22 protein-coding genes are annotated in these 25466 nt (G+C 39.0%); 9 read left to right on the top strand and 13 right to left on the bottom strand.

Going from position 1 to position 25466, the window contains the following annotated elements:
• Window positions 1–314: 314 nt before the first annotated feature.
• From METTI_RS01035 to METTI_RS01005, 7 genes are all read left to right on the top strand, one after another.
• Window positions 315–1868, top strand: a complete 1554-nt coding sequence (locus tag METTI_RS01035) for a glycosyltransferase family 2 protein (protein WP_023843949.1) — start codon at window positions 315–317, stop codon at window positions 1866–1868.
• Window positions 1869–1895: 27 nt separating this feature from the next.
• Complete coding sequence (locus METTI_RS01030; RefSeq protein ID WP_245596053.1) at window positions 1896–2801, top strand: polysaccharide deacetylase family protein; 906 nt, start codon at window positions 1896–1898, stop codon at window positions 2799–2801.
• Window positions 2802–2821: 20 nt separating this feature from the next.
• Complete coding sequence (locus METTI_RS16150) at window positions 2822–3304, top strand: acyltransferase (protein ID WP_023843947.1); 483 nt, start codon at window positions 2822–2824, stop codon at window positions 3302–3304.
• 1 nt (window position 3305) lies between these two features.
• On the top strand, window positions 3306–4475 hold the full coding sequence (locus tag METTI_RS01020; RefSeq protein WP_023843946.1) for a carboxylate--amine ligase: 1170 nt from the start codon (window positions 3306–3308) through the stop codon (window positions 4473–4475).
• An 83-nt stretch (window positions 4476–4558) separates the two neighbouring features.
• Window positions 4559–5797 carry a glycosyltransferase family 4 protein gene (locus METTI_RS01015; RefSeq protein WP_023843945.1) on the top strand — a complete coding sequence of 413 codons (1239 nt, stop codon included), beginning with the start codon at window positions 4559–4561 and terminating at the stop codon, window positions 5795–5797.
• Window positions 5790–6947, top strand: a complete 1158-nt coding sequence (locus METTI_RS01010; protein ID WP_023843944.1) for a glycosyltransferase — start codon at window positions 5790–5792, stop codon at window positions 6945–6947. Before METTI_RS01015 ends, METTI_RS01010 begins: the two co-directional genes overlap by 8 nt.
• A 302-nt stretch (window positions 6948–7249) precedes the next feature.
• The gene (locus METTI_RS01005) at window positions 7250–8749 is read left to right on the top strand and encodes a hypothetical protein (protein WP_156916225.1); all 1500 of its coding nucleotides are present in this window, start codon (window positions 7250–7252) and stop codon (window positions 8747–8749) included.
• A 101-nt stretch (window positions 8750–8850) separates the two neighbouring features.
• Here the strand turns inward: METTI_RS01005 and METTI_RS01000 are convergent, their stop codons facing one another.
• The 4 genes from METTI_RS01000 to METTI_RS00985 all read right to left on the bottom strand — a co-directional run bounded on the left by METTI_RS01000 (window position 8851) and on the right by METTI_RS00985 (window position 13636).
• Window positions 8851–10095, bottom strand: coding sequence for a flippase (locus METTI_RS01000; RefSeq protein WP_048135632.1), 1245 nt, complete (start codon window positions 10093–10095; stop codon window positions 8851–8853).
• 88 nt (window positions 10096–10183) lie between these two features.
• Entirely contained in the window at window positions 10184–11599 is a 1416-nt protein-coding gene (locus METTI_RS00995) for a nucleotide sugar dehydrogenase (RefSeq protein ID WP_023843941.1), read from the bottom strand.
• Window positions 11600–11626: 27 nt separating this feature from the next.
• Window positions 11627–12556 carry a UDP-N-acetylglucosamine 3-dehydrogenase gene (locus METTI_RS00990; protein ID WP_023843940.1) on the bottom strand — a complete coding sequence of 310 codons (930 nt, stop codon included), beginning with the start codon at window positions 12554–12556 and terminating at the stop codon, window positions 11627–11629.
• A gap of 3 nt (window positions 12557–12559) precedes the next feature.
• On the bottom strand, window positions 12560–13636 hold the full coding sequence (locus tag METTI_RS00985; RefSeq protein WP_023843939.1) for a DegT/DnrJ/EryC1/StrS family aminotransferase: 1077 nt from the start codon (window positions 13634–13636) through the stop codon (window positions 12560–12562).
• A gap of 768 nt (window positions 13637–14404) precedes the next feature.
• Between METTI_RS00985 and METTI_RS00980 the strand changes: the two genes are divergently transcribed.
• Together METTI_RS00980 and METTI_RS00975 are read left to right on the top strand one after the other, a co-directional pair.
• Complete coding sequence (locus METTI_RS00980) at window positions 14405–14623, top strand: type II toxin-antitoxin system HicB family antitoxin (protein ID WP_023843938.1); 219 nt, start codon at window positions 14405–14407, stop codon at window positions 14621–14623.
• Window positions 14620–14862: a type II toxin-antitoxin system HicA family toxin gene (locus METTI_RS00975; RefSeq protein WP_023843937.1), complete on the top strand. Its 243-nt coding sequence runs from the start codon at window positions 14620–14622 to the stop codon at window positions 14860–14862. Before METTI_RS00980 ends, METTI_RS00975 begins: the two co-directional genes overlap by 4 nt.
• A 216-nt stretch (window positions 14863–15078) precedes the next feature.
• On the opposite strand, the gene METTI_RS00970 is transcribed toward METTI_RS00975, so the two are convergent.
• The 9 genes from METTI_RS00970 to gatE form a co-directional block, all read right to left on the bottom strand.
• Window positions 15079–15369 (bottom strand): nucleotidyltransferase family protein, encoded by a 291-nt coding sequence (locus METTI_RS00970; protein WP_023843936.1) that lies wholly within the window; start codon window positions 15367–15369, stop codon window positions 15079–15081.
• Between the two features lie 128 nt (window positions 15370–15497).
• Window positions 15498–15725, bottom strand: a complete 228-nt coding sequence (locus tag METTI_RS00965; protein ID WP_048134990.1) for a type II toxin-antitoxin system RelE/ParE family toxin — start codon at window positions 15723–15725, stop codon at window positions 15498–15500.
• A 44-nt stretch (window positions 15726–15769) separates the two neighbouring features.
• Window positions 15770–16060 carry a hypothetical protein gene (locus METTI_RS00960; RefSeq protein ID WP_023843935.1) on the bottom strand — a complete coding sequence of 97 codons (291 nt, stop codon included), beginning with the start codon at window positions 16058–16060 and terminating at the stop codon, window positions 15770–15772.
• Entirely contained in the window at window positions 16060–16215 is a 156-nt protein-coding gene (locus METTI_RS15915; RefSeq protein WP_023843934.1) for a hypothetical protein, read from the bottom strand. Before METTI_RS15915 ends, METTI_RS00960 begins: the two co-directional genes overlap by 1 nt.
• A 277-nt stretch (window positions 16216–16492) precedes the next feature.
• Window positions 16493–17674 (bottom strand): argininosuccinate synthase, encoded by a 1182-nt coding sequence (locus METTI_RS00955; RefSeq protein ID WP_048135630.1) that lies wholly within the window; start codon window positions 17672–17674, stop codon window positions 16493–16495.
• 55 nt (window positions 17675–17729) lie between these two features.
• Window positions 17730–20954, bottom strand: a complete 3225-nt coding sequence (gene carB, locus METTI_RS00950; RefSeq protein ID WP_023843932.1) for a carbamoyl-phosphate synthase large subunit — start codon at window positions 20952–20954, stop codon at window positions 17730–17732.
• Entirely contained in the window at window positions 20954–22051 is a 1098-nt protein-coding gene (gene carA / locus METTI_RS00945) for a glutamine-hydrolyzing carbamoyl-phosphate synthase small subunit (RefSeq protein WP_023843931.1), read from the bottom strand. The genes carB and carA overlap by 1 nt, the downstream gene beginning before the upstream one ends.
• A gap of 93 nt (window positions 22052–22144) precedes the next feature.
• Window positions 22145–23257, bottom strand: coding sequence for a TolB-like translocation protein (locus METTI_RS00940; RefSeq protein ID WP_169729086.1), 1113 nt, complete (start codon window positions 23255–23257; stop codon window positions 22145–22147).
• Between the two features lie 7 nt (window positions 23258–23264).
• Window positions 23265–25166 carry a Glu-tRNA(Gln) amidotransferase subunit GatE gene (gatE, locus tag METTI_RS00935; protein WP_023843929.1) on the bottom strand — a complete coding sequence of 634 codons (1902 nt, stop codon included), beginning with the start codon at window positions 25164–25166 and terminating at the stop codon, window positions 23265–23267.
• Window positions 25167–25466 lie beyond the last annotated feature (300 nt).

The following is a 25466-nucleotide window of genomic DNA, read 5'->3' as shown; positions in this document are numbered from 1 at the left end:
TCTTGATCATATATTTCTAAAGATTATTGTTTTTCTTTTCAGTTTTTTCATATTTTTTAATTGATAAGATTTTTACCATGATTCATGATAGTGTTTTCGTAGTTTTACGAACAAACTATAAATATTTGTAACGAGTTATATTTGACTTATTTTATAAAGCAGTTGACACTAAAAATGAGAAACTTTTATATTTAATAACCTTTATTTACACTGTCAATAGTACAAAAAACGTATGTGCATAAGAATTCCGGCTCATAATGGCGTTTTTTCATTTGCCCGGTGTGCACAGTAATAAAACGGTGGTTGGATAGGCAATGACAATAGTTGCAGTTATACCTGCATTCAATGAAGAAGTACACATACATGATGTTATTAAAAAGGCCAGGCATTATGTAGATGAGGTTATCGTTGTTGATGATTGTAGCAAAGATGCAACTGGTTTTATCGCTCAAAGCCTTGGTGCAAAACTTGTGAGGCATGAAACTAATTTGGGTAGGATTGAAGCTTTGAAATCTGGCTTCAAAGCTGCAAAAGAGCTTGATCCTCGGATTATCGTTACTCTTTATGCAAACGGCCATCACAACCCAGAAGATATCCCTCGGCTTGTTGAGCCTATACTCTGGCTTGAAGCTGATGTAGTAAGTGGAAATACGCTTTTCAAAGATAGGGATGTCCTTTCAATAATAGGCATGGACGAGGATTTCGAAGGTTCTTTAGTTTGTGAAGCTTCCTTAGATGCCGGTTTGGTAGGACAGTGCATGGGATTCACTGCATTTTCATCAAATATTGTGGATTCTCTTCAATTTTGTGAGAACGGCACTTCAGTTGAGCTTTCCCTGCTCAAGGATGCAAAAAAGGCAGGATATGATGTAAGGATGCTTCCAGCATCAACTCTGTACAATCATGATTATGATGTTTTACAGAAATATCATATTGGTGTGGTAGTTCCTGCATACAATGAAGAGAAATTAATTAAGATAACTGTTAATGGTATCCCTGAATACGTGGACAGAATATACGTAATCAACGATTGTAGTACTGACAAAACAGCTGAGGTACTGGAATCCATCGACGATCCACGTCTGCACGTGATCACCCACAAAGTGAACCAGGGAGTAGGAGCAGCCATCCTTCATGGATACCAGCAATCCTTGAAGGAGAATATGGATATAGTATGTGTCATGGGCGGTGACAACCAGATGAACCCCCAGCAGCTTCCAAATCTCCTGATGCCAATAATCGAAGGCAAGGCAGACTACACCAAAGGCAACCGCCTGCTCAGTGAAGAGTTCCGCGTAGGCATGAGCAAATGGAGATCTTTTGGAAATGGCCTTCTCACTATGATAACAAAGATAGCCAGCGGATACTGGCACATTATGGACCCCCAGAACGGCTACACCGCCATCTCCAAAAAAGCCCTCTCAAACATGGATTTGCACAACCTTTACACCTACTACGGTTACTGCAACGACATGCTGGTAAAGCTGAATGCCTTCGGCTTCCGCACCATGGACATAACCATGCCAGCACGCTACGGTCAGGAACGTTCTACCATCAAATACAGCAACTACATGGGCAAAGTTTCAATAATGCTCTTCAAGAAGTTCCTATGGAGACTCAAGATGAAGTACATGGTATTGAGCTTCCACCCACTTGTGCTGTTCTATATATTTGGGATGATTCTGGTTCCATTGGGTGTTCTTTTTGGAGCTTATATTTTACTGGGTAAAATGGTGTTTGGATTCCCTATATCACAGAATTATCCTTTGCTTGATGCATTGTTTTTGATCACTGGAATTCAGTTTACTTTGTTTGCGATGTTGTTTGATATGCAGGAATGTAACAGGGTGGCTTGTCAGCAAAATTAATAATAGTAAAAAACGGACTTGATGCTCTTGGGTAATGGTAATAGTTTATCTGTAACTGTAGATGTTGAGGATTGGTATCACATACCTTCGGTTTGTGGTTCTACTTTCTCCGTTTACAAAGATGTCGATGATTTTTTTGATAATTGGGAATATCGATACGATTATCTTACAGAGCCCACAAAAAGAGTGTTAGACATACTTGATGAATTCAATGTAAATGCAACTTTTTTTGTAGTGGCAGATATAGCAGAACATTATCCGGGCCTGATTGAATCCATTGCAGAAAGAGGGCATGAAATAGCCTGTCATGGTTTGCACCACGCTTGCAAGATCGATCCGAAAACAAAACAGCCTCTGATGAGCGCTGATGAATTTGAGAAAAGGACAATAGAAGCCAGAAATATTCTTGAAAAGATATCTGGTCAAAAAGTTACAGGCTACAGAGCACCAAATGCTTTGATCGGTGGTTGGATGGTGGATTCTCTTGAAAAGATAGGGTTCAAATATGATTCATCTGTTTGTGTAAATTCTCTTTATAATAAAACTGATTCTACTTTAGAAGGCGTTTCCACTTATCCATATTATCCAGTGAAAGGTTCACTGGAAATGGGTTCAAAAAGAGGAATTGTAGAATACCCATGGGCTTACTATGAATTTGCAAGTTTTAAGGTTCCAACATCTGGAGGGCCAATGCTTCGTTTCCTTGGAGCACATATGATGCTTAAAGGCCTAAAACAGAGTTTAAAAAGAGGGAACACCGTTTTTTATTTTCATCCAATTGATCTTTCCTATGAAAAGTTCCCTCAGATTGGAAAGGGAAGACCAATGTATTGGGCCATTAAAGGTAATGTGGTTGAGAAGCGACTAAGATATATTCTAAACAAAATTAACAATGAAAATATCAATGTTAGCACAATGTCGGATTTAGAATGAAGAAGGAAAGGTGAATACAGATGATTTTAAAAAAGGCATTATTGTATTTTTGGTACTCCCTTTCAAGATGTGCCCCTACCAGTGGTTTAAGGCTATTTGCAGCTAATAAAATGTCTTATGTTAAGCTAGGTGATGATTGTTATCTTGGACCAAACATTACAATAACTCCTTTTGGAGGAGGAGCTAGTTATTCTAAACAAGAAAAAGGTACTATTTTTCTTGAAATCGGTGATAGAGTATCAATAAGTCCAAATGTGTCTTTTTTTTGTTCGATGCACCCTGAAAACTCAAAATTATCAAAAATATACGGCAAAATTGAAAAAATTACTGTAGAAAATGATGTTTGGATTGGAGGTGGTGCTATTTTGTTAGCTGGTGTAAGTCTAGGTAAGAATTCGGTAATTGGGGCCGGAGCTGTTGTAACAAAAGATGTTCCTGAAAATACTGTTGTTGCCGGAGTTCCTGCAAAACCTATTAAAAAAATACCTGACCTCGAGGACTAAAATGAAAGGAAAAATTCTTGTCACAGATGGAAGATCCCTTGCAGCACTTGCAATCATTCGATCCTTCGGTGAAAAAGGATTTGAAGTCCACTGTGGGGATGATTTTAAAAATAATTTATCTTCTTTCTCTAGATATACAAAAAAAAGGGTTTTGTATCCATCGCCAGAAACTCAAGAGTCTGATTTCATTCATTTCATTATAAACCTAATTAAAAATGAACAATATGATATGATTATTCCTGTAAGGGATGACACCACTCTTCTCCTATCTAAATATAAAGAAGAAATATCAAAGTTCACACAGCTATATCTTGCAAATTATAAACTGCTTCAAGAATTTAGAGACAAAGGCCAAACAATAAAATTAGCTCTAGAAAATAATATTCCAGTTCCTAATACTTTCTTTCCCGAAAATATGAGCCTAGAAGAAATAAAAAAGAAAGTGACTTATCCTGTCCTAATAAGAGCGAGAATTAGCTCAGGGTCAAGAGGTATAATTAAAGTAGAATCTTGCTCAGAATTTGATGATGCATATCAAAGAATCAAAAATGAATTTGGTGAACCGATTATTCAAGAATATATCAACAAGACGAGCTACAGTACAGCATGTTTACTTTTGGATGGACTACAAAAGGAGATAGCTTCCTTTACCTATGCAAGAATAAAAGAGTATCCTATTAGTGGAGGGCCCACGGTTGTAGGTGTAAGTACTAATGACACGATTGTGAAAGATTATTCCTTGAAATTATTGCAAAGTATTGGTTGGAAAGGGGTTGCTGAAATTGAATATATTATTGATTCTGAAGGAAGTCCACTTCTGCTAGAAGTGAACCCGCGTTTCTGGATGCCGCTGAACTTAGCTATTGCTGCTGGAGTTGATTATCCTTATCTAATATATAAACTAGCTTGTGGGGATTCAGTTGAGTATACTGAACCGTACAAAAAAGGACTAAAATATCGTTGGGTTTTTCCAAATGAAATACTGTGGCTAACACAAACTCCAGACAAGATTAAAGGAATAAAAGAATTTGTCAACTTTTGGGATAAAAATACGTGTTATGGAGATATTTCGATTAAAGATCCATTTCCTCTTATAGGAATAATGGCTCAAAGCTTGGATTTTCTTCTGAATAAGGAAAAAAGAAAAGTGATTTTTAAACGAGGATGGTAATATCATGGATTTTATATCGTCTTTTAATGCACACCCATTGCTTGTAGAAGTTGCTTTGAAATATATCAATCACTGGTGAAAGTATGAGATTACTAATTTTATCTAGTAGTTTTCCAAGAAATACAAACATTTTATCCTCTTCATTTTCTTATGAATTCTGCAAGAATTTACTACAAAAGGGAAGCGAAGTAATTGTTTTAGCTCCCCACCACTCTACTTCAAAATTTATTGAAGAAATTGATGGAATAAAGGTTTATCGTTTTCCATATTTTGTTCCGTTTTCCGCTCAAAAACTGGCTTACAATGCAGGTATTGCTTATAATTTTAAAAATAGCCTCTTTGCTAAGCTCCAATTACCTTTTTTTCTTTTATCTGAATTAATTTATTCTCTCAAAATAATTAAGCAAGAAAAGATTGATGTTGTTATATCCTTTTGGTTGATCCCTCAAGGATTAATTGCAGCAATTTGCAATAAAATTTTGAAAATCAAGCATATAGCAGTTATTCATTCTTCAGAAGTAACAATATTGAAGAAACTTAATTTCGGTACAAAAATTACACAGTTAATCTTTAACCATTCCGAACGTATTGTTTCCGTAAGTTCTCATCGAGCACATGAATTACTCTCTATTTTACCGCCGAATGTTTCGGAATCTGCTAGTAGAAAATTGCATATTATTCCAATGGGAATTGATCCTTCCAAACTAATTAGTAATGAAACTACAAATGATTTGAAGTTAAAATATGAGTTAAATGACAGTTTTGTTGTTTTATTTGTGGGAAGGCTAGTAGAAGTTAAAGGTTGCAAATATTTGATTAATGCATTCAAAGATGTAGTAGAAGAATACTCCAAAGCAAAGCTTATAGTGGTTGGATCTGGTTACATGGAGGAAGAATTAAAAGAATTGGTTGCATTCCATTCTTTGAATGAAAAAGTACTTTTTTCAGGTTTTGTGTCTTCTGATTTAATCTCTGACTATTACAATCTGGCAGATATTGTAGTCGTTCCGTCCATCGTGGATTCATCTGGATTTCAAGAAGGTTTTCCTGTAGTTGTAATGGAATCTCTTGTTACAGGTAAACCAATAATTGCAACGAAAACAAATGGAATAATGGAAATAATACATGATGAATATAACGGAATTTTGGTTGAGCAGAAAAATGAAAATCAAATTAGTGATAAAATTTTAAAGCTGATTCAAAATCCAGACTTGAGAAAAAAACTCTCAGCAAATGCGTTACAGGATGCAAAAAAATATGAATGGGGCGTTGTGGCAAGCAACTATTACAAACTTTTGAACGAGGTTTATTCTTATGACTGATATTCTTATGTTAATTACTACTTTAACCGGAGGAGGAGCTGAAAGAGTTCCTTCGGAGTTGAGCATAAGCTTAGACAAAAGGATAAGTCGGAGAATAATACTATTAAAAAATCAAATCTCATATCCTTATGATCAAAAACCAATTTCAATGAATTTAAATTATACCAAATCAAGTTTTTTTAGCGTGCTTTATGCACTAACTACAGGCATACTAAAATATAGAAAAATTGTCAAAACTCATAATGCTAAAGTTTCTATCAGCTTTTTAGTTATGGATAATTTTATAAATATATTGTCCAACTTATTTAAGAAGCGGACAAAAGTTATAATTTCTGTACATGCAACATTATCAAACAAGTTCAAGGATACTATAATAGATAAAATTGCAATAATATTTGTTAAAAAACTTTATAATCGAGCAGATTTAATAATAGCTGTTTCTGAGGGAGTGAAAGAAGAACTAATTTCAATGTTCCATTTAGACAGTCAGAAAATAAAAGTTGTGTATAATCCATTAAATATATCTCAAATTAAATTCTTAAAAGAAGAAACAGTTGATGATTTATTTTTTTCAGATAGTGTACCAACAATAATCACCATGGGTAGACTTAATGAAGTAAAAGGTCAATGGCATCTAATTAGAGCTTTTTCAAAAGTTAAATCAAAACAGAAGTGCAGATTATGCATATTGGGCGAAGGACCTATGAGGCCCAGATTAGAGAAACTAATTTCTGATTTAAACCTTAAAGATGATATTCTGCTTCTAGGGTGGAAAACAAACCCGTATAAATATATTAATCATTCGTCCTTATTTGTTTTAACTTCAATATCTGAAGCCCTTCCATATTCAATTATAGAAGCTATGGCTTGTGGGTGTCCAGTAATATCAACTGACTGCAAATACGGCCCTTCTGAAATAATAGGTGACAATAAATATGGAATACTGGTTCCTCCAATGGATTCCAAATTTTGTGAAGTTGCTGATCCCCTAACCATAGAAGAAAATATTCTTGCCGAAAATATTATTCAAATTTTGAATGATGAAAATAATATGAATAAATATTCAGAGTTAGGTCTTAAAAGAAGTATGAATTTTGATACATCAAAAGTCATTGATATTTACGAGCAAATATTTTTTGAGGATATGTAATGTCTTTTTATAATAATGATTCAAGTAATAAAAGTAATATAAACTATAAGTATTCACTTTTGTCTACTTTAGCATTTTGTCTGTTAGTAATAAATTTTTTTGAACTTAAGTTTTCAGAGCCAATCGGTTACACTACAAATATATACTCAATGTTTCCCCTAAGATTTTATTTAAGCTTAATTCTTTGTTATTTAATTGGTTCCTTTTTAGTATTAAATGGTAAAATTAAAATTGGTCTTCTTATTCTTTGTTTAAACCATTTTCAAGTATTAATAATTCCTCACATGCTCGGTTATTATTCAATGGGTCGTGCTGATGATATGAGTTACATAGGGGAGTATATGAATATAGCAAGTTCTGGACACATAGAAGAAGAAAATATATACCCTGCTAGCCTTATACTTGGAGCAATTATTACACTTGCTTTAGATATTACTGCAAATAACACTTCATTTATAGTACCCGTTTTATTTTCGTTTATTTTCATAACAGGAACATATGTATATTCAAAAAAAATTATTCAAAATTCATACATAACATCTTTAGTTATTCCATCTTCATTCATCATGTATTTGGGAGTTTATAATTTTTTAAATGTACCACATGCATTCTTTTTTGCCTACATGCCATTATTTTTATATGTATTTCATTCATACATTGATGACAAAAACAAATTTCCATTTTCGCTAATATTCATATTAATAATTTTATTGATACCTTTTACACATCCATTTATTGTTTATTTTGTGACAGTCTACTGCTTTGTACACATTTTTTTTAATACTTCATTTTTGTCTAGATTTAATAAGTTTGGAATTGCTAAAATGAATTGGACGGTGCTTTCAATACTATTTGTATCATATACAAGCTGGTTTTTATACCAGGGAAGATTATTGAGTGTGCTAGTAAGAGATGTATATAATTACATTAATGATATTGGGCGCGGTGCAACTAGTGATCGAACCGTAGAAAAAATTGCAAGCATCAATTTTGAATTCAATGATTATTTACAATTATTATCAATATTTTATGGTAGATATGTATTCCCAACTATAATAATAATAATAGGATTTGCCTACATATTTTTCAAGAAGAAAGAGCATAAATATACATATATAAAAAAGTATTACCCAATTATCATATTATATATAATTTGTATTTTTACACAAGTTATTTTAATGTTCAATCCAGTCATAACCCATCAACCAGATAGACTAATGCATCTAAATTTTGTAGTATATGGTCAAATACCGCTTTTTGCTATATCACTGTATGTTATTTTCTTAGAAAAGCAGAAATCATTTTATAAAATTATTAATGTATGTCTGATTCTTCTAGCAATCTGGACTTTTAGTCTATTTGCAGCATTTGACTCACCAAATGTATACAGGACTAATTCTGCTCTCACATATAATGAAATAGAAGGAATGGACTGGTTACTTAAATCACAAGAAGAATACCCAATTCCCATAGGAATGGTTTCAGAACAATCTTTTAGGTATCCCGATATTCTAGGTTTGTCAAAAGAAAAGATGATTCACAAAAAAATAATTGATCACTTTGGCTACAATGCAACTATTACCAATTTTAGTGAAGTATATTTTGATTCTAAGCTCAATGAATACAACCATGGTTATCTAGTAATTACAACACTAGGCGAATTATTGTATCAAGAAATTCCAGGTTATAATAGAATTGAAAGATTTAAGAAAAAGGATTTTGAAAAAATCCGAAATGACCACTCTACAAACAAAATATATGATTCACTAAACATAGAGATATTTGTGGTAAACAAATTGTAATCAACAATTCTAAATATTTCTTAAAAAATAATTGAAACTCATTTTTTGATGTAAACAAGATATAAATAACTTGTTTATTACTTTAGACATAGGTCAAATTCTTACATCTTACTTAAAAGATGTTTTATTATAAAAAAATGAAGCAAGGTTAATGTAACCAATGAAGTAGTGGTCGCTATAGCCGCACCGACGATTCCATATCGTGGTATGAATATTATATTTAACATAATACTTAGTATAGCTGAAAACAACGCGATTTTATAAGATAATTGAACATATCCGATACTTGAATAAAAAGAACCTATAGATATAAATGTTGAATAAATAGCATACCCTATAAGCATAATTAATAAAGGTAAGTAGGCAGGTAAAAAGATATCTTCAAAAATAATCATGATGAGTACTTTTCCAAAAATTGCAACAAGCAGAGATAGTAATGATGAAATTACAAAAACTTTGAATGTTATTCTTTTGATTAACTCAGATATAAACTTATATTCTTTTTCTGCATAAGCTTTGGCAATTATGGGGCTAGTAACTTTCTGAATGGCACTGGGAATGAGTACTAATCCTTGGACAAAAATAACAGATATTGCATATAATCCAACTTCCGCCTCATCTAGATAATATCCAATCATCAAGCTATCAATGTGAGTATATACATACAGTATTGAATTTCCGAGTACCGCGTAGAAACCAAAATGTAGTATGTCCCTATACGCATCATTTTGTGTGAAGAAGATGCTAGGAAATACAAGATAAGAACGGATTAAATTTATAGAAATTAAGCAAATAATAATAGTTGGAATAACAAATCCCAATACAGCTCCTAAAACACCCATTTTTAGATACAAGACCATTAATATGGAAATAAAGAAAATAGACATGTTAAGAGAAATATTCAGAAATGCAAAAGCTTTCATATTTCGAAAACCATTAAGAGAACCTACAACTGTTTTGTTTATTGCTATAAAAGGAAAACATATAGCTGTGATTTTTAGCATATTAGCCATTTCAGGCATGTTAAAAATATTAATAGAAATTACATCAGACAATAGAAAAAGAAGAACACCCATCAAAAATCCAGAAAAAACAGATCCAATTATTCCCGATGTAATATACTCTTTGGCTTTTTGAGTATTATCACTAAATTCAGCTACATACCTAGTTAAAGCATCGCCTATCCCAAAAGAAGCAAACAATACCCCAAACATATATATTGTAAAAACAAGCGTATAAAGACCAAGACCAGATGGACCTAATTCATTCCCCAGCAAAATTCTCAATAACAAATGAGATAAAGAAGCAGTAATAAGACTAATAAAAGACCACTGTACGTCTTTCATAGTCTTACTTACTTTAAAATTGAACACAAATTTTCCTCTTCTTAAACTCAACCTAGGTCCTTACAACTAATCGATGATATAAACTTTCTCAGTTCTTATCCCCTCTTCCAATTCCCCTATAAACAAACCCACCATCCACAAAAACATCCGGCTCCACAACATTCCTGCCATCCACAACAACTGGCTCCTCAACACCCATACTCTCCTTCAAAGTTGAAGGCTGCAGTTTGAAATACCCAGCATGTCCTGTCATAATGGCAACGACATCAGCATCCTTGACAACTGCATCCAGATTTTTCTCAATCTCAACATTAGGATAGCTTAAAACATGAGGATCGTGTACCATTACTTTGGATCCAGCTTCAATTAACAGATCCCTGTATGGTTCGGATGGGGGGTTTCTAGCATCATCTGAGTCATTAATGAACGCCCAGCCAAGTAAAGCAATTTTAGAACCTTTCAGTTCTTTGCCTACACTCTCCAGAGCATCCTGTGTGAGTTTGAACATGTGATTTGGCATGAAGTCGTTGACTTTACGAGCTAATACGTAAATTGAATCTGAGTTTTCTGGATAATCAAGTTCACTGGTTCCGAGTTTGACTCCGCGTTCCAGATGGTAGGTGTCTTTGGTGAGACAGTGACCGCCTACTCCGGCTCCGGGCCAGAGGATGGCTCTGGTTATGCCTTCGCCTTTGAGACTGTCTATTCCTGCACGGACATCGTAGACGTTTATGCCCATGGACTCGCAGTAGAGGGCTAACTGGTTCACGGCTGCTATTTGGAGGTCACGGAAGGTGTTCTCGGCTGTTTTGGTGACCTCAGCAGCTGTGGCGCTCATGGGGATGATCTTTCCTTTGGTGAGGACGGGGGTGTAGAGTTCTACAGCTCTGTCGGTGCTGGACTTGTCTATTCCGCCGACTATGCGGTCGTGCTCCTGGATATTCTTCAGGAGTCTGCCTACCATTACACGCTCGGGGGCGTGGGCCAGGGCGAAGTCCTCTCCTGCCTTCAGGCCGGATTCCTCTTCAAGAATATCCTTTGCCATTCCCTCGGTGGTCCCGGGGGTGATGGTTGATTCGAGGACTACAAGCATTCCTGGTTTGAGATTTCTGCCTACGTTGCATATGCCTTCAATTAGTGCTCCAAAGTCCGGTTCAAGGTCCTTTGGATTGGCAAATGGTGTCTGGATAGCAAGTGTTACTGCATCCAGCTCTGATATTCTTGAAAAATCGGCTGTGCATTCGAACTTGCCTGCATCTGTAACCTTCTTTAAAAGGTCTTCAAGTCCGGGTTCCTCTCCTTTCAGAGGGCTTTCGCCACTGTTTAGCATGTCGATCTTATAACCAGAACTTTTTGAATTCCTCTGGAAGCCCAGAACCTTCTCAAATTTATCTGCATCTGCGAACAGGGCTGCTGCAGGGATGCCAACGTATCCCATTCCAAGCACGCCTATCTTCTTTATCGGACCTCTCTCGTCCAGGATCTTCTGTAGTTTTTCAGTCATGTAAGCAACCTTTGTGATTGTTAGTAGTTATAGATGGATAGTTTTCTCTTCCTTGTATGATTCAATTGCAGCCATGCATACTTCAAGGGCATGCTTTCCATGGTCACCATTGGGACATGGCATTTCGCCATTACGGATACATTCAATGAAATGTTCAAGCTCGTTCCTGAGAGGTTCCGACTGTTCAACCTTTGCCTTTCTTATCCAGCCATTGTCGTGCAGTTCCACGGTCTGGTTCATGTAGTCAAGGTATGCAACACCTTCAAGACCCACTGCCTTCAGGCTTCGTACCTTGTGAGGTGTCAGCCAGTTGGTATCAACAAGACCTGCAAGGTCACCATCAAATCTCAGGTGGATGGATGCATGGTCCTCAAAGGGATGTATATCCGCACCTGCAATGGCATGGACCTTTTTTACTTCGCTGTCGTAGAGATGAGATATTATGTCAATGTCATGAACCCCGATATCCAGTATCACACCAACATCCCTTATCCTTGGATTGTAAGGACCGACCCTGGTTGTTGATATGGATACTATCTTACCCAGAAGGCCACCGTCGATAATCTCCTTCAACTTAATCACAGCAGGGTTGAACCTCTCTATATGTCCAACCATCAATGCCTTTCCCGCATCTTTGGCTGCCTTTATCATAACATCTGCATTTTCAGGTGTGTCTGCAATGGGTTTTTCTACCAGCACATTCGAACCTGCAGCAAGTGCATCAAGACATACCTGCTTGTGCAGCTTCGTAGGAACAACAATGCTTACAGCATCCAGTTCCTCTTTCAATAATTCATTATAATCTGTAAACGCTTTAGTTTCGTATGTTCCGGCAAGGGAATTCACCCTTTGCTCATCGATATCTGATATCCCTACAAGTTCCACACCATCCATCTCATAGTAGTTCCTGATGTGGTTAATTCCCATGGCACCTGTGCCTATTACTCCTACTCTCATCTTTTATTCAACCCCTGAAATTACTGCTTCAATGATCTTATTAATATCCTCTTCGGAAACTCCCGGATGCACAGGAAGTGAAATTGCTTCCTTCGCTGCTTTCTCGCACTCCGGTAAATAGTCCTTATAACTCAATTCGACATAGAGGGGCTGTTTGTGTATTGGTATTGGATAATATACACCGGTACCGATACCCTGCTGGTTCAACTTTGTCACCATCTCATCACGGTTATCCACCCTTATAGTGTACTGGTGGAACATATGCTCACAGCCATCCCTGACCGCAGGAACTTTGATTTCCGATATATCCTTTAAACCTTCAGAGAGCATAGCTGCATTCTTCCTTCGTGCAGCATTGTAACCATCCACTTTATCGAGCTGTACCAGACCGATGGCTGCTGCAATATCTGTCATTCTCAGATTGTATCCCATCATCTCATGCAGGTATCGCTGCTGTGAGCCATGAGCACGTATCATCCTTGCTTTTCTGGCAACTTCCTCGTCATTGGTGGTGATCATTCCCCCCTCTCCGGTGGTCATGTTCTTGGTAGGATAGAAACTGAAAGCTCCGGTTCCAAAAGAACCCACCTTCTTTCCGTGGTAGATTGCACCATGAGCCTGGCATGCATCTTCAATAACAACAAGATTGTGATCCTCTGCAATGTCGTTAATAGCCTTCATCTCTGCAGGATGACCATAGAGATGTACCGGCATTAGGGCTTTTGTATTTTTGGTGATACTATTCTCTATCAGATCGGTATCTATATTGAAAGTCTCAGTTTCGATATCCACAAATACAGGCTTTGCACCTGTATACATAATACTGTTAGCAGTTGCGATAAAACTGAAGGATGTGGTAATAACCTCATCACCTTTACCGATGCCATGACTCAACATTGCTGCATGAAGGGCTGCTGTACCGGAGTTAACTGCAACACAGTGTTCGACTCCTGAATATTCAGCAAAAATGCTTTCAAATTCCGCAACTCGTTTTCCTTCCGCTATCATTCCTGAGGAAAGCACCTGTATTACTGCCTCTTTTTCCTCATCACCAATATCAGGTTTTGCAATTGGGATCATCGTAAAAGCCTCTTTATTCTATGGCTTTTTTCTGTAAAAGTAATGAAACCGGCACCACCGGTAATCAGAACATTAAGATTAAATATACTATTATATGCCATCATTTTTCCAAACACCCGGACGTTTTTCTCAGGCAAAAATGCCTGTATATTTGTATACCGTCGGTAATAGTCCATTATACATATTTAAGTTTTGTGAATTTAGTATGTGAAAATTTATAATTATATATAGTAATGATTTGTATAATATCAGTTTATATGGGAATGACAGAATCTCCTTAGGACAGGTTGTTGGGCGAAGGTAAAAATGGGTGAATAATTCGTTATTTTGGGTTTTATAGGAACAGTTCCGATGCAGGCGGCGTATTCCATAACTTCAAAAAAAGAATAGGAGCAAGTAGTCCATTATTATTAAATCAAAATGACCTTATTTTTTCATTATAGCAGATTTCTCCTGCTCTATTCCTGATCAACATCTATTATTCTTGTGATTCTCCTACGGTATAACCAGAATAAGAATGAGCCTGTCACACTCCTGGATGAAATCGGCTTCCAACTCTCCGGTCTTAGTGTTATCCTGACACGTCAAACGTTGTATGGTACAAGTAGTATTCCAAAAAACTCTTATTAAACATCAAATTATCTGCTCTGTAGAAAGCCTTCTTAAAATACTCTGCATCTCCAAAACAAATACTTCCCATACACAAATAATGGGTAATTATTTCTATTCATAAACATATCTATCATTTAGAAAAGAAGGAATGATGACATGAGAGAATTCACAGTGGTCATTGAACAGGACGAAGATGGGATATATGTGGCTTCTGTACCAGAGCTTAATGGATGCCATACTCAGGCAGAAACATTGGATGAACTTAACCAGCGTATCAAAGAGGCCATCGAGCTTTATCTTGAAGTTACATCTGATAAAGAACAGGCCGATCATCTTGATCTTGTAGGCATACAGAAGATTCGGGTTGATGCATGAGCAAAATACTACCGATTTCTGCAAAGAAAGTCATAAAAGCATTGGAATCATTGGGTTTTACTCAGATACGTCAGAAAGGCAGTCATCTTTTCATGCAGCATCCTGATGGGAGAACAACAATTGTTCCTATCCATTCAGGAAAAGACCTGGGAAAAGGTATCTTAAGAAAGATCATAAATGATGCTAAAATAACAAGGGATGAGTGGATCGATCTGATAAACAGTCTTGTTGTATTCTGAGTGCTTTAATATAATCAATTCTTTTCTATGAAGTAAACAATAGTTAGGTTTGACTTGGACAAAGTATCCGCCGCAGGCGGCATATTACCTTACTTCACATAAAAAATAAATTCATAAATAAAACTGTATGGCTCTTTTTAAATCAAAAGTCTCTTCTAAAATCATCTCTCTTTTCTATAGAGTCTATTATATGTGCAATAAAGACTTCAGGATCCTTCATAATATCTTCACTTCTTCTTTAAGGACTCTTTCTTTTATAAGTGGGGTTATGGAGTCATAAGTAATGACCTCGACCTTTCTTAGGGTCACTTTCTCAAGTTCCATTTCTAATCTGGCAAGATCGAAGAGACCTTTTCTCTCCTTGAAATGAACAAGAATATCGATGTCACTATCCTCATCTGCCTCGTTCCTAGCAAACGAACCAAAGATTCCAGCCCTGTCAACGTCATTTTTTAACAGTATTGGGATAATAGTGTCTCTATACTCATTGATCTGATTAACAGTCATATTATCACAATTCATACAATATTGGTGATTATTCTTATTAAGCTTCGTGTAAGATACGTTAAACTTCAGCTCTGTTTTTGTGGGCTGTGTACAACTGTATACAATATAGTAGTTGCTTCAAAATTTATTCATATCTGATATGCATCATCATGGTGTGAAAAATGGACAATTGTAACAGTTCTCTCTTCTATATCTACAGCAAATATAAGGACAAAACTTGTCATAATGTGCACTCTGTAGTATCCTGCAAGCTCATTGCGTAATTGTTTATATCTTGTAGGATTCTCAAGGATCTCAGTTATTTTCTTCGAAAGAACGTTTTGTAAATGTGAATTCTTTCTGGTCAATCGTTTGATATCTTTTTAGCAGACTGATGTGATTTGAAGAGAATATACCACAACTATAACCGGAATATATCGGATATATCTTTAACCGGGATGCCTGGTTCTTTAGCAATCTTTTTGATTTTATCAATGAATTCTTCTTTCAGGGGTAGCTCATCAACAGGATGCCAGTCGTTCATCTCACAAAAAACAGCATCATCTTCAGAAATCTCTTTATCCCTCATATACGTTTCAAATATCTTGCGTTTCCTAATTCCATCCTGTGCAATCTTAGACCATCTAACCCATGATAATTTATGGATTCTATCATATAGCTCATCATCCAGAGGAACTGTCATGGTTGTCATTAGTTTTCACGACCTCTCTCAAAACTTTCAATTTCTTCAATCACAAGCAATTTCTTCTCAATACTTTCTCTGGCTATCTGAACCCAGTTAATGTCAGGAAAATTATCTATTTCCTTTTTAAGTTCATCTGGAATGGATATAGTAAATCTTTTCATGACAACACCACATGCATAGAACTATGCATTTACACATATATCAACATGATGCTTTGTTAACAAATGGACTGAGCTTATCCATACATACTTAGTCACTTCAGTTTCTATGAATGGTCAATAGTTGGATTAAATTAGTTGGAATCTTCCTCCGCAGGCGGTACATCCCATACCTTCTGATTAAAACAGACACAAAGAGCTATCTCTGAATAATTACTCATCCAATCAAAAAACAATAAAAAAAGAGTATGCATGCCTCCATCGGCACACATCAGTAAAATTACTTTTCAATAACCTTCTTGTACATCCTTGCCTGGAAGCCGTGGTACTTAGCAAACCCTTCGGCATCCTTCTGGTTGATGGTTGCACTGTCAAAGGACACAAGGTCTTCTGAGTAAAGTGCATATGGGGATGTACGTGCAAGAATTATTACACTGCCCTTGTGCAGTTTCACGGTCACAGTACCTGTAACACGCTGCTGTGTCTTATCAATGAAAGCATTGAGGTCTGCGTAGAGTGGTTCGTCAACAAGGCCGTAGTAGGCAAGTTCTGACCACTGCTCGTCCACATTTTTCTTGAACTTCAGCTCTGCCCTTGTGAGTACAAGCTTCTCAAGGTCCTTGTGGGCTGTGAGCAATACTGTGGCTGCAGGGTGCTCATAGTTCTCACGTGCTTTAAGTCCGAGAACACGGTCTTCTATCATGTCTGTTCTGCCGACACCGTGGGAACCTGCTATCTCGTTGAGCTTGATGATAAGGTCAACACCATTCATCTTCTCACCGTCAAGTGAAACAGGAACACCGTTCTCAAAACCAATTACAAGTGTCTGGCCTTCAGGGGCTGCTTCAGGGGAAACGGTCCACTGGTAGATTTCCTCAGGTGGGATAAATCCTGGGTCTTCAAGCTTACCGCCTTCGATACTGCGGCTCCAGATGTTCTCATCAACACTCCATGGTTTTGCAGTTGTAACACCTACTGGTATGCCGTGTTTCTTAGCATACTCAATCTCCCATTCACGGGTAAGGTTCATGTCTCTCATTGGTGCAATGACGTCCATATCAGTAAGGCGGAAAACCGCCTCAAAACGAAGCTGATCGTTGCCCTTTCCGGTACAGCCGTGTGCAAGTGCAACAGCACCTTCCTGCTCTGCAATTTCAACGACCTTTTTGGCGATAAGTGGACGTGCAATGGATGTGCCCATAACGTATCCTTCATAGTCACCATTGGCTTTGATTAGAGGGAATATGTAATCGTTGACAAACTCCTCACGAACGTCAAGTGTGAAGTGCTTGTCACTGATCTTCTGTGCCTTCTCTGTAGCCTGTTTAACGTCTTCCTGAGGCTGTCCTACATCTACGGCAACTGTAATAACCTCATCGTAGCCGTATTCCTCTTTGATAAGCGGGATGCACACTGAAGTGTCAAGTCCGCCTGAATAAGCAAGTACTACTTTCTTTGTCATAATTATCTGACCTGTGTAATCCTTAAAAATATAAGAGACCTGGGAATCTAAAAACTCAGGCCATCTCCCTGTGATATTCATTTATTGATTTTACTTCGCCTTCACCCTGCTTCATGGAAACAATTGCGTTAGATGCTGCAATTGCTGCCTGGATTGTGGTGATGTAAGGTACCTTGAAGTCAACTGCTGCACGGCGAATCCTTGAACCGTCTTCGCGTGAAAGCTTGTCCTCCGGTGTGTTAATGACAAGGTCAACCTCGTATCTGCGCATCATGTCAATGACATTAGGGCTGCCGTCATGCACTTTCTTGACAATTCCCATTTCAATTCCATGTTCTGAAAGGAAATCAGCCGTACCTTTTGTACCAAGAAGCTCAATTCCTGCACTCACAAGTTTCTGTGCTACATCAAGAAGTTCGTCCCTGTCCTCATCCTTTACGGATACAAAGACCTTTCCTGTAAGTGGCAAAAGGTTATCTGCGCTGAGCTGTGCCTTGAAGAATGCTCTTCCGTAATCGGAGTCAACACCCATTACTTCTCCGGTACTCTTCATCTCCGGACCAAGAAGTGGGTCTGCTCCTGGGAGTTTGTCAAATGGCAGGAGAACTTCCTTAACTGATACATGCTTGACCTTTGGTTCATCACATGTTGAATATCCCTGCTCTTCAAGAGTTTCTCCCATTATCACACGGGCTGCAATCTTTGCCAGCGGCAGTCCGACAGCTTTGGATACGAATGGAATTGTCCTGCTTGATCGTGGATTTGCTTCAAGGACATATATCTTGTCTCCTCTCTTTGCCATCTGGATATTAACAAGACCCTTTACATTTAGTGCAAGCGCAATCTTGCGGGTATAATCACGTACGGTTTCAAGCACTTCTTCAGAAAGTGACTGTGGTGGGATAACACATGCAGAGTCACCTGAGTGAACACCTGCTTCCTCGATGTGTTCCATGATTGCTCCGATGAGCACATCCTTTCCGTCACAAACGGCGTCAACATCTATCTCAACTGCTCCCTCAAGGAAGTCGTCAATTAGAATTGGGTGTTCCGGTGAAACCTTTACAGCCTCACGCATGTACCTCTCAAGGTCAGTCTGGTCGTAGACTATTTCCATTGCGCGTCCGCCAAGAACGTATGAAGGACGCACAAGTACAGGATAACCTATCCTTGTAGCAATCTCAATTGCCTGATCCTGTGAGGTTGCATAACCTGCATCCGGCTGGTTAATTCCCAGCTTGCTCATCCTGAGGTTGAATTTCTCACGGTCCTCTGCAACATCGATATCTTCGGGGGATGTACCAAGGATTACAGTCTTAAGGTCAGTGCGCCTCTTAAGTTCCCTTTCAAGTGGTAGTGCAAGGTTAACTGATGTCTGTCCTCCGAACTGCACAAGCACTGCATCAGGATTCTCTTTCTCGATAACATTCATCACATCTTCAAGTGTAAGTGGCTCGAAGAAGAGTTTGTCTGATGTATCGTAGTCAGTGGATACAGTCTCAGGGTTGTTGTTAATAATATGAGCTTCGATTCCTGCTTCACGGATCGCAGCCACTGCATGTACAGTACAGTAGTCAAACTCAATTCCCTGTCCGATACGTATAGGACCGGAACCAAGGATTACTATCTTCTTGCGGTCAGAAGGATCAGCTTCACACATCTGCTCGTAGCATGAGTAATAATAAGGTGTCTCTGCAGCAAACTCTGCTGCACAGGTATCTACCATCTTATATGTGGAAATAATTCCTGCAGCACGCCTCTGGTCATTGACTTCCTCACGGGTCTTGCCGGTGAGTTCTGCAATGCGTGCATCGGTAAGTCCGGTCTGCTTTGCTTCACGTAAAAGTTCATCGGACACTGCTCCGGAGAATCCTTCCTCCCGGATCATGTCTTCCATGTCAATGATATTCTTGAGCTTCTTAATGAAGAAAATATCAATGCCTGTCAGCTCTGAAACATCTTCTATGGAGAATCCATTGCAGAGTGCATGATACATTACAAAGAGACGCTCACTTGTAGGAGTTTTAAGCAGCATCTTAACTTCATTCTCAGACCACTCTTCTGTACCAAGGTCCATGTTGATATCAAGGGAACGTACAGCTTTCAGAAGTGATTCTTCAATTGTACGACCAATTGCCATTACTTCACCGGTACTCTTCATGGCGGTTGTCAGTGTCTTGTCAGCATTGACGAACTTGTCAAATGGCCACCTTGGGATCTTGGTGACAATATAGTCAATGGTCGGCTCAAATGATGCCGGTGTCTTCTTTGTGACATCGTTGAGGATCTCATCCAGTGCCATTCCGATAGCTATCTTTGCTGTAACCTTGGCAATCGGATAACCGGTTGCCTTGGAAGCAAGAGCTGATGAACGTGAAACACGTGGGTTTACTTCAACAATACGATAGTCGCCATCCTTTGCAGCAAACTGGATATTACATCCACCTTCGATGCCGAAGGTCCTGATTATTTTGATAGCTGCAGTCCTGAGCATCTGGTGCTCTTCATCATTGAGGGTCTGTGATGGTGTAACTACAATGGATTCACCTGTGTGAACACCCATTGGGTCCAGGTTTTCCATGTTACATATTACTATACATGTGTCATTTGCATCACGCATGACCTCGTACTCGAATTCCTTCCAGCCCAACACACTTTCTTCAATAAGTACCTGGCTGATACGGCTTCGGCGAAGACCCCTTTCGGTAATCTCAAGGAGTTCTTCCTTTGTGTGTGCAATTCCGCCACCAGCACCACCAAGAGTGTATGCCGGACGGATGATAAGTGGCAAACCGAGCTCATCAATAAGCTCTTCTGCTTCCTTGAGTGTTGAAATTGCCTTGCTGCGTGGAACTTTTTCACCAATGCTCTCCATGGTCTGCTTGAACAGCTCACGGTCTTCGGTGTTCTTGATAGCTTCAAGGTTAGTTCCAAGGAGTTTAACATTATATTTCTCAAGGATTCCTGCTTCAGCAAGTTCACTGGTAATGTTCAGACCTGTCTGACCTCCTATACCTGCAATGAGGCCGTCCGGTCTTTCCTTGGCAATTATCCTCTCCACAGCTTTCACTTCAAGAGGCTCGATGTAAACCGCATCTGCCATTTCAGGGTCGGTCATGATAGTTGCAGGGTTTGAGTTCACAAGTACAACTTCCAGTCCCTCTTCCTTAAGGGACTTGCATGCCTGGCTTCCTGAGAAGTCGAACTCTGCTGCCTGTCCGATCATAATAGGTCCTGAACCTATCAGGAGTATTTTTTTAATGTCGTCACGTTTTGGCATTATTTCTTGCCTCCTGCAAGTTTGAGAACCTTTTCAAAGAAGATCTTTTCAGAATCCATTGGACCCGGATGTGCATCAGGGTGATACTGCACACTGAACATGTCAAGGTATTTGTGTGCTATACCTTCCACTGTTTTATCATTGGTATTATACTGTGTAACTTCCACTTCAGCCTCTTCAAAGGAGTCACCGTCTACTGCAAAACCATGATTCTGGGAAGTGATGTGTACAATTCCGGTCTCAAGGTCCTTAACTGGCTGGTTTGCACCCCTGTGTCCGAACTTAAGTTTGTATGTCTCTGCTCCAAGTGCAAGGGACATTATCTGGTGACCAAGGCAGATTCCAACAATTGGCAATTCACCTGTGAAGTGTTTCACTGCTGAAATTGCATCCTGTGCCTGCAATGGGTCTCCCGGACCGTTTGATATGAACAGGAGGTCAGGGTCATAGGATTCTATGGTTGAAATGGATGAGTTTCCTGGTACTACAGTTACATCCATACCCCTTGCCAGCAGACTCCTTTCAATACTGAGCTTACGACCACAGTCCACAAGCACAACATTGAGTGGGTTGTTAGGGTCTCTGAATGGGCTTTCAAGTTTGAAAGGTTCAGGACAGGTTACCTGTGAAATAAAATCAATATCAGAAATGCTCTTTTGTGCACGGGCAAGTCTTACTGCCTCCTCACCGTCATCACTACCGTTGATGAGGGCTGCACGCATAGTTCCATGTTCACGTGTTTTAATAGTAAGCATACGTGTGTCCACGCCTGCGATACCGGGCTTGCCTTCGTCCTCCATAAGCTCATAAATGGTCTTCTTTCCTAAGTGGTGAGATGGCTTGGGACATGCCTCCCTGACCACAAGACCTTCAGCCTTAACAGCATCGGATTCCATACAGTTGCCGCTGACACCGTAATTACCGATGAGAGGATAAGTAAACATAAGAATCTGGCCTTTATATGAAGGGTCTGTGAGAGCCTCCTCATAGCCAGTATATTGGGTTGTGAAAACAAGTTCGCCGGAAACGATACCTTCAGCACCAAAGCCGGTGCCTTTTATAATTGTCCCATCTTCTAATCCTAGTACTGCATTCATCTTTAGAACCTGCAAATACATGTAAAGAATAGGCTATAAGCGTTGCGATGGCCTCTCTATTTTTTGTAGGGAGTGAAGACTTGTTGTTAAAGATTATGAGATCTTACGCAGGAATGTGCCTACTATAAGAACAACAAACAGGAATGAACCCAAAAGAACTATACCTATGAACTCTCTGGGCTTGTTTGCTGCATAGTCACGCAGTTTGATGACATATTCATTATTGATGACTTTTTCACTGGCAACAGGAGTATCTTCAATTTCTTCAAGCTCAACACTGCCGTTCTCAACAGTCATTACCCATATGTTAAATTCGCCGTCCTTGTTAGAAGCGTAGGCGATTTTAGTTCCGTCATGACTCCATTCAGGTGCTCTTTCATCTGTAAGGTCACTGGTGAGTTTAATATGTGAACTGCCATCGGCACTTAGTATCCATATGTCATAATCTCCACCGACATTAGACGCATAGACAATAGAGTTTCCATCCGGGCTGTAGGATGGTTCTATATTATTATATGTATCACTGGTAAGTTGCACAGGCCTGAGAGCATTAATGCCAATGGTAAAAATATCTCCCATTGCAGAATAAACAATAGTATTCCCGTCCGGGCTCCAGGCAGGAGAATTTTCATCTCCTTGTGCATCAGTAAGTCTTTCCTTATCTGTACCGCCTGATGACATTATCCATATGTCATAGTTTCCGGAAACCCTTGAGGAATATACCACCAGATTCCCATCCGGGCTTAAAGCAGGATTTCTGGAATCAGCCGTTTCGGTAAGTTTCACACCATCACTGCCGTCAATGTTCATTGCGTGAATACTGATGTAGCGTGCGGAAAATGCCTTTTTACTCTCTGCTGCAAAATAGATCTTTGAACCGTCTTCATTAAAGACAGGTTCTCCTTCCCATGCCATGCCGTCATAGAGTTTTTTCTGTCCGGAACCATCACTGTTCATGATCCATATTGCCTGATTAGCAGCATAGACAATTTTGCTACCATCCGGACTCCATGAGGGGTGGTTGGCATTTGTTGTATTTGTAAGTTTTACATCACTCTCAATTACAGGAGCTGCTGATGCATATGAAATGAACAATATTATGAATGATACTAAAAAAGTGAGCAGGAAAATGTTTCTGCATTTTTTGCCTGTAATTTTCCTGCTTATTAAATCCCTTGACTGAATAGTAAAAAGTGGCCACATCAAAAATATATTATGCACCAAGATATTCATTAATCTTTTGTTTTAATATTTCGCTGATAGTCTTGCCGTCTACCTTTCCTCTGACCTCGGCCATGACAACTCCCATAAGAGGTCCGACTGCTGCCATGCCTTTTTCCTTCACGAAATCCTGACGTTCCCTGATTATAGCCTCAACCATGCTTTCAACATCTGACAGGTCAATACTTCCAAGTCCCATCTTCTCTGCTGCATCTTTTGCGCAGAGTTCCGGTTCGCATGCAAGTGCACGGAGCAATGTGTCAATTGCTTCCTTTGCAGCACCGCCTTCTGCTATCAGGGTACAGACATCAATGAAGTGCTTATCTTCAAGATTGTCTATCTCAACACCGTCACGTTTCAGTTCCGGCAGTGTTCCGGTAAGGGTTCTCACAACAAGTGTTGCGTTGACATTCTCATTGTCTCCAAGGATCTCCATTATCTCTTCAAAGAGTGGCAGGTATGTAGAATATGCAATCATCTCTGCAAGTTCCCTGTGGAGTCCAAACTCTGATTCAAAACGCTTTGCACGCTCTGTGAGAAGTTCCGGCATTTCAATGGATTCAAAGTACTCCTTTGTGATATTCACCTGTGGAACATCGGTTTCAGGATACATCCTTGCTGCTCCCGGAAGTGGTCTGAGGTAAGAGTTATTTCCATCTGGAAGTGCTCTGCGGGTTTCCTCCGGAACGCCTTCAAGAGCTTCCTTTGCGCGGATTATCACACTTTCCATGGCACCTCTTGCACGTACTTCACGGTCAGCGACCATTACAACAGCATCGTTCTCTTCAGCACCAAGTTCTGCACGCATTGCCTGGACTTCCTCTTCGGAAACACCGTAAGCTGGAAGTTCGTCTGTATGGAAAATTCCTCCTACACCTGATGTCTTTGCACGGTCTGAGAATTCGGTACCAAGACGTCTTCCGGGCTGAACTTCCCTGCCGACAAATCCGTCAAAACCACGGAGAAGTACAGCATAGACTTTGCCTTTCTTGATTGTCTTCTTGATGACCTTGGATTTTGTTTCCTTGAAAATATCTGTTACATCGAAAATAGTGTCACATACGGATGCATTGCGCTCAAGCAATTCATCCCTCATTTCAATAAGATTGACCTGACGTTCTACTTCACGCTCTACAATGGTCTCTATCATATCGAGTGCCTGAACACCTTTCAGTTCTACACGTGCACCCTTTGCGATTGAAATGTTAACGTCCTGACGTATGGTTCCAAGTCCACGCTTTACCTTTCCTGTGGAACGAAGCAGCATACCTATCTGCTGTGCAGTTTCCTTTGCGTGCTGTGGTGAGATGATATCAGGGTCAGTTCCGATCTCAACAAGTGGGATACCAAGACGGTCAAGAGAGTATATTATAGAATCTCCCTGGTCTTCGATCTTCTGGCATGCCTCCTCTTCAAGACAGAGCACACCGACACCAACAGGGCCTACTGAAGTATCAAGGTAACCATCCTTTGCAAGGAAAGCTGTCCTCTGGAAACCGGATGTGTTGGATCCATCAACTACTATCTTACGCATCATGTGAACCTGGTCAACAGGAACCATGTTCAGCAGTTTAGTGATACTCAGAGCAATTCCCAGAGCTTCCTTATTTACTTCTGTTGGAGGTTCATCATCATTCTCGACAAGACAGGTCGTGTCGTATGCCTTATAGATATACTTACGTCTGAGCTTGGACTGTTCAAGGGCAGCCCTGTCAGTTTCTCCCATTTCACTGGCTGTTGGGCGGAGATAGCGGAAGAACTCATGGTTTGATTCTTCTATATTTCTAATCTGTGTCGGGCAATTGCAGAACAACTTACATTTTGAGTCAAGTTGCTGGTGAATTTCAAGCCCGCATTTCAGGCCAAGTTCTCTGTAATCGAATTTATCGCTCATAAGTAATCTCACCAAGTTAGTTTCGCATACGTCGGTTTACACATCAAACAGCCTCAGGATGTATAAAGTTATTGTTGGAAATCCTTCTTAAATCCGGCAGATACGTTTTTCTCACGTGCCGCAAGTTTTACAAAGTTCACGCCGAGAATCGCGATATTATCTATTTTTCAATTGAAATAAATTTGAGTATATTGTTGTTAATGAATGATTATGAAAAATAATGAAAACGATATGCGAAGCGTTTATATGTTACAATTCTATTGAAAGGGTTGTTAAAATAAATTATTAATCGTGATAAAC

The sequence above is a fragment of the Methanolobus tindarius DSM 2278 genome (assembly GCF_000504205.1).
GTDB classification, from domain to species: Archaea; Halobacteriota; Methanosarcinia; order Methanosarcinales; family Methanosarcinaceae; genus Methanolobus; species Methanolobus tindarius.
The sequence above is the reverse complement of the archived record's forward strand: the minus strand, read 5'-3'. Positions and strand labels throughout refer to the sequence as shown.

Coding starts and splice junctions, on each gene's coding strand:
- METTI_RS15915 (WP_023843934.1), bottom strand. CDS start 16,215: ATGAAAAGATTTACTATATCCATTCCAGATGAACTTAAAAAGGAAATA.
- METTI_RS01015 (WP_023843945.1), top strand. CDS start 4,559: ATGAGATTACTAATTTTATCTAGTAGTTTTCCAAGAAATACAAACATT.
- METTI_RS01000 (WP_048135632.1), bottom strand. CDS start 10,095: ATGAAAGACGTACAGTGGTCTTTTATTAGTCTTATTACTGCTTCTTTA.
- METTI_RS16150 (WP_023843947.1), top strand. CDS start 2,822: ATGATTTTAAAAAAGGCATTATTGTATTTTTGGTACTCCCTTTCAAGA.
- carA (WP_023843931.1), bottom strand. CDS start 22,051: ATGAATGCAGTACTAGGATTAGAAGATGGGACAATTATAAAAGGCACC.
- METTI_RS00985 (WP_023843939.1), bottom strand. CDS start 13,636: ATGATCCCAATTGCAAAACCTGATATTGGTGATGAGGAAAAAGAGGCA.
- METTI_RS00960 (WP_023843935.1), bottom strand. CDS start 16,060: ATGACAACCATGACAGTTCCTCTGGATGATGAGCTATATGATAGAATC.
- METTI_RS00995 (WP_023843941.1), bottom strand. CDS start 11,599: ATGACTGAAAAACTACAGAAGATCCTGGACGAGAGAGGTCCGATAAAG.
- METTI_RS01020 (WP_023843946.1), top strand. CDS start 3,306: ATGAAAGGAAAAATTCTTGTCACAGATGGAAGATCCCTTGCAGCACTT.
- gatE (WP_023843929.1), bottom strand. CDS start 25,166: ATGAGCGATAAATTCGATTACAGAGAACTTGGCCTGAAATGCGGGCTT.
- METTI_RS00990 (WP_023843940.1), bottom strand. CDS start 12,556: ATGAGAGTAGGAGTAATAGGCACAGGTGCCATGGGAATTAACCACATC.
- METTI_RS00975 (WP_023843937.1), top strand. CDS start 14,620: ATGAGCAAAATACTACCGATTTCTGCAAAGAAAGTCATAAAAGCATTG.
- METTI_RS00970 (WP_023843936.1), bottom strand. CDS start 15,369: ATGACTGTTAATCAGATCAATGAGTATAGAGACACTATTATCCCAATA.
- METTI_RS00955 (WP_048135630.1), bottom strand. CDS start 17,674: ATGACAAAGAAAGTAGTACTTGCTTATTCAGGCGGACTTGACACTTCA.
- METTI_RS01010 (WP_023843944.1), top strand. CDS start 5,790: ATGACTGATATTCTTATGTTAATTACTACTTTAACCGGAGGAGGAGCT.
- METTI_RS01035 (WP_023843949.1), top strand. CDS start 315: ATGACAATAGTTGCAGTTATACCTGCATTCAATGAAGAAGTACACATA.
- carB (WP_023843932.1), bottom strand. CDS start 20,954: ATGCCAAAACGTGACGACATTAAAAAAATACTCCTGATAGGTTCAGGA.
- METTI_RS00980 (WP_023843938.1), top strand. CDS start 14,405: ATGAGAGAATTCACAGTGGTCATTGAACAGGACGAAGATGGGATATAT.
- METTI_RS01005 (WP_156916225.1), top strand. CDS start 7,250: ATGGGTCGTGCTGATGATATGAGTTACATAGGGGAGTATATGAATATA.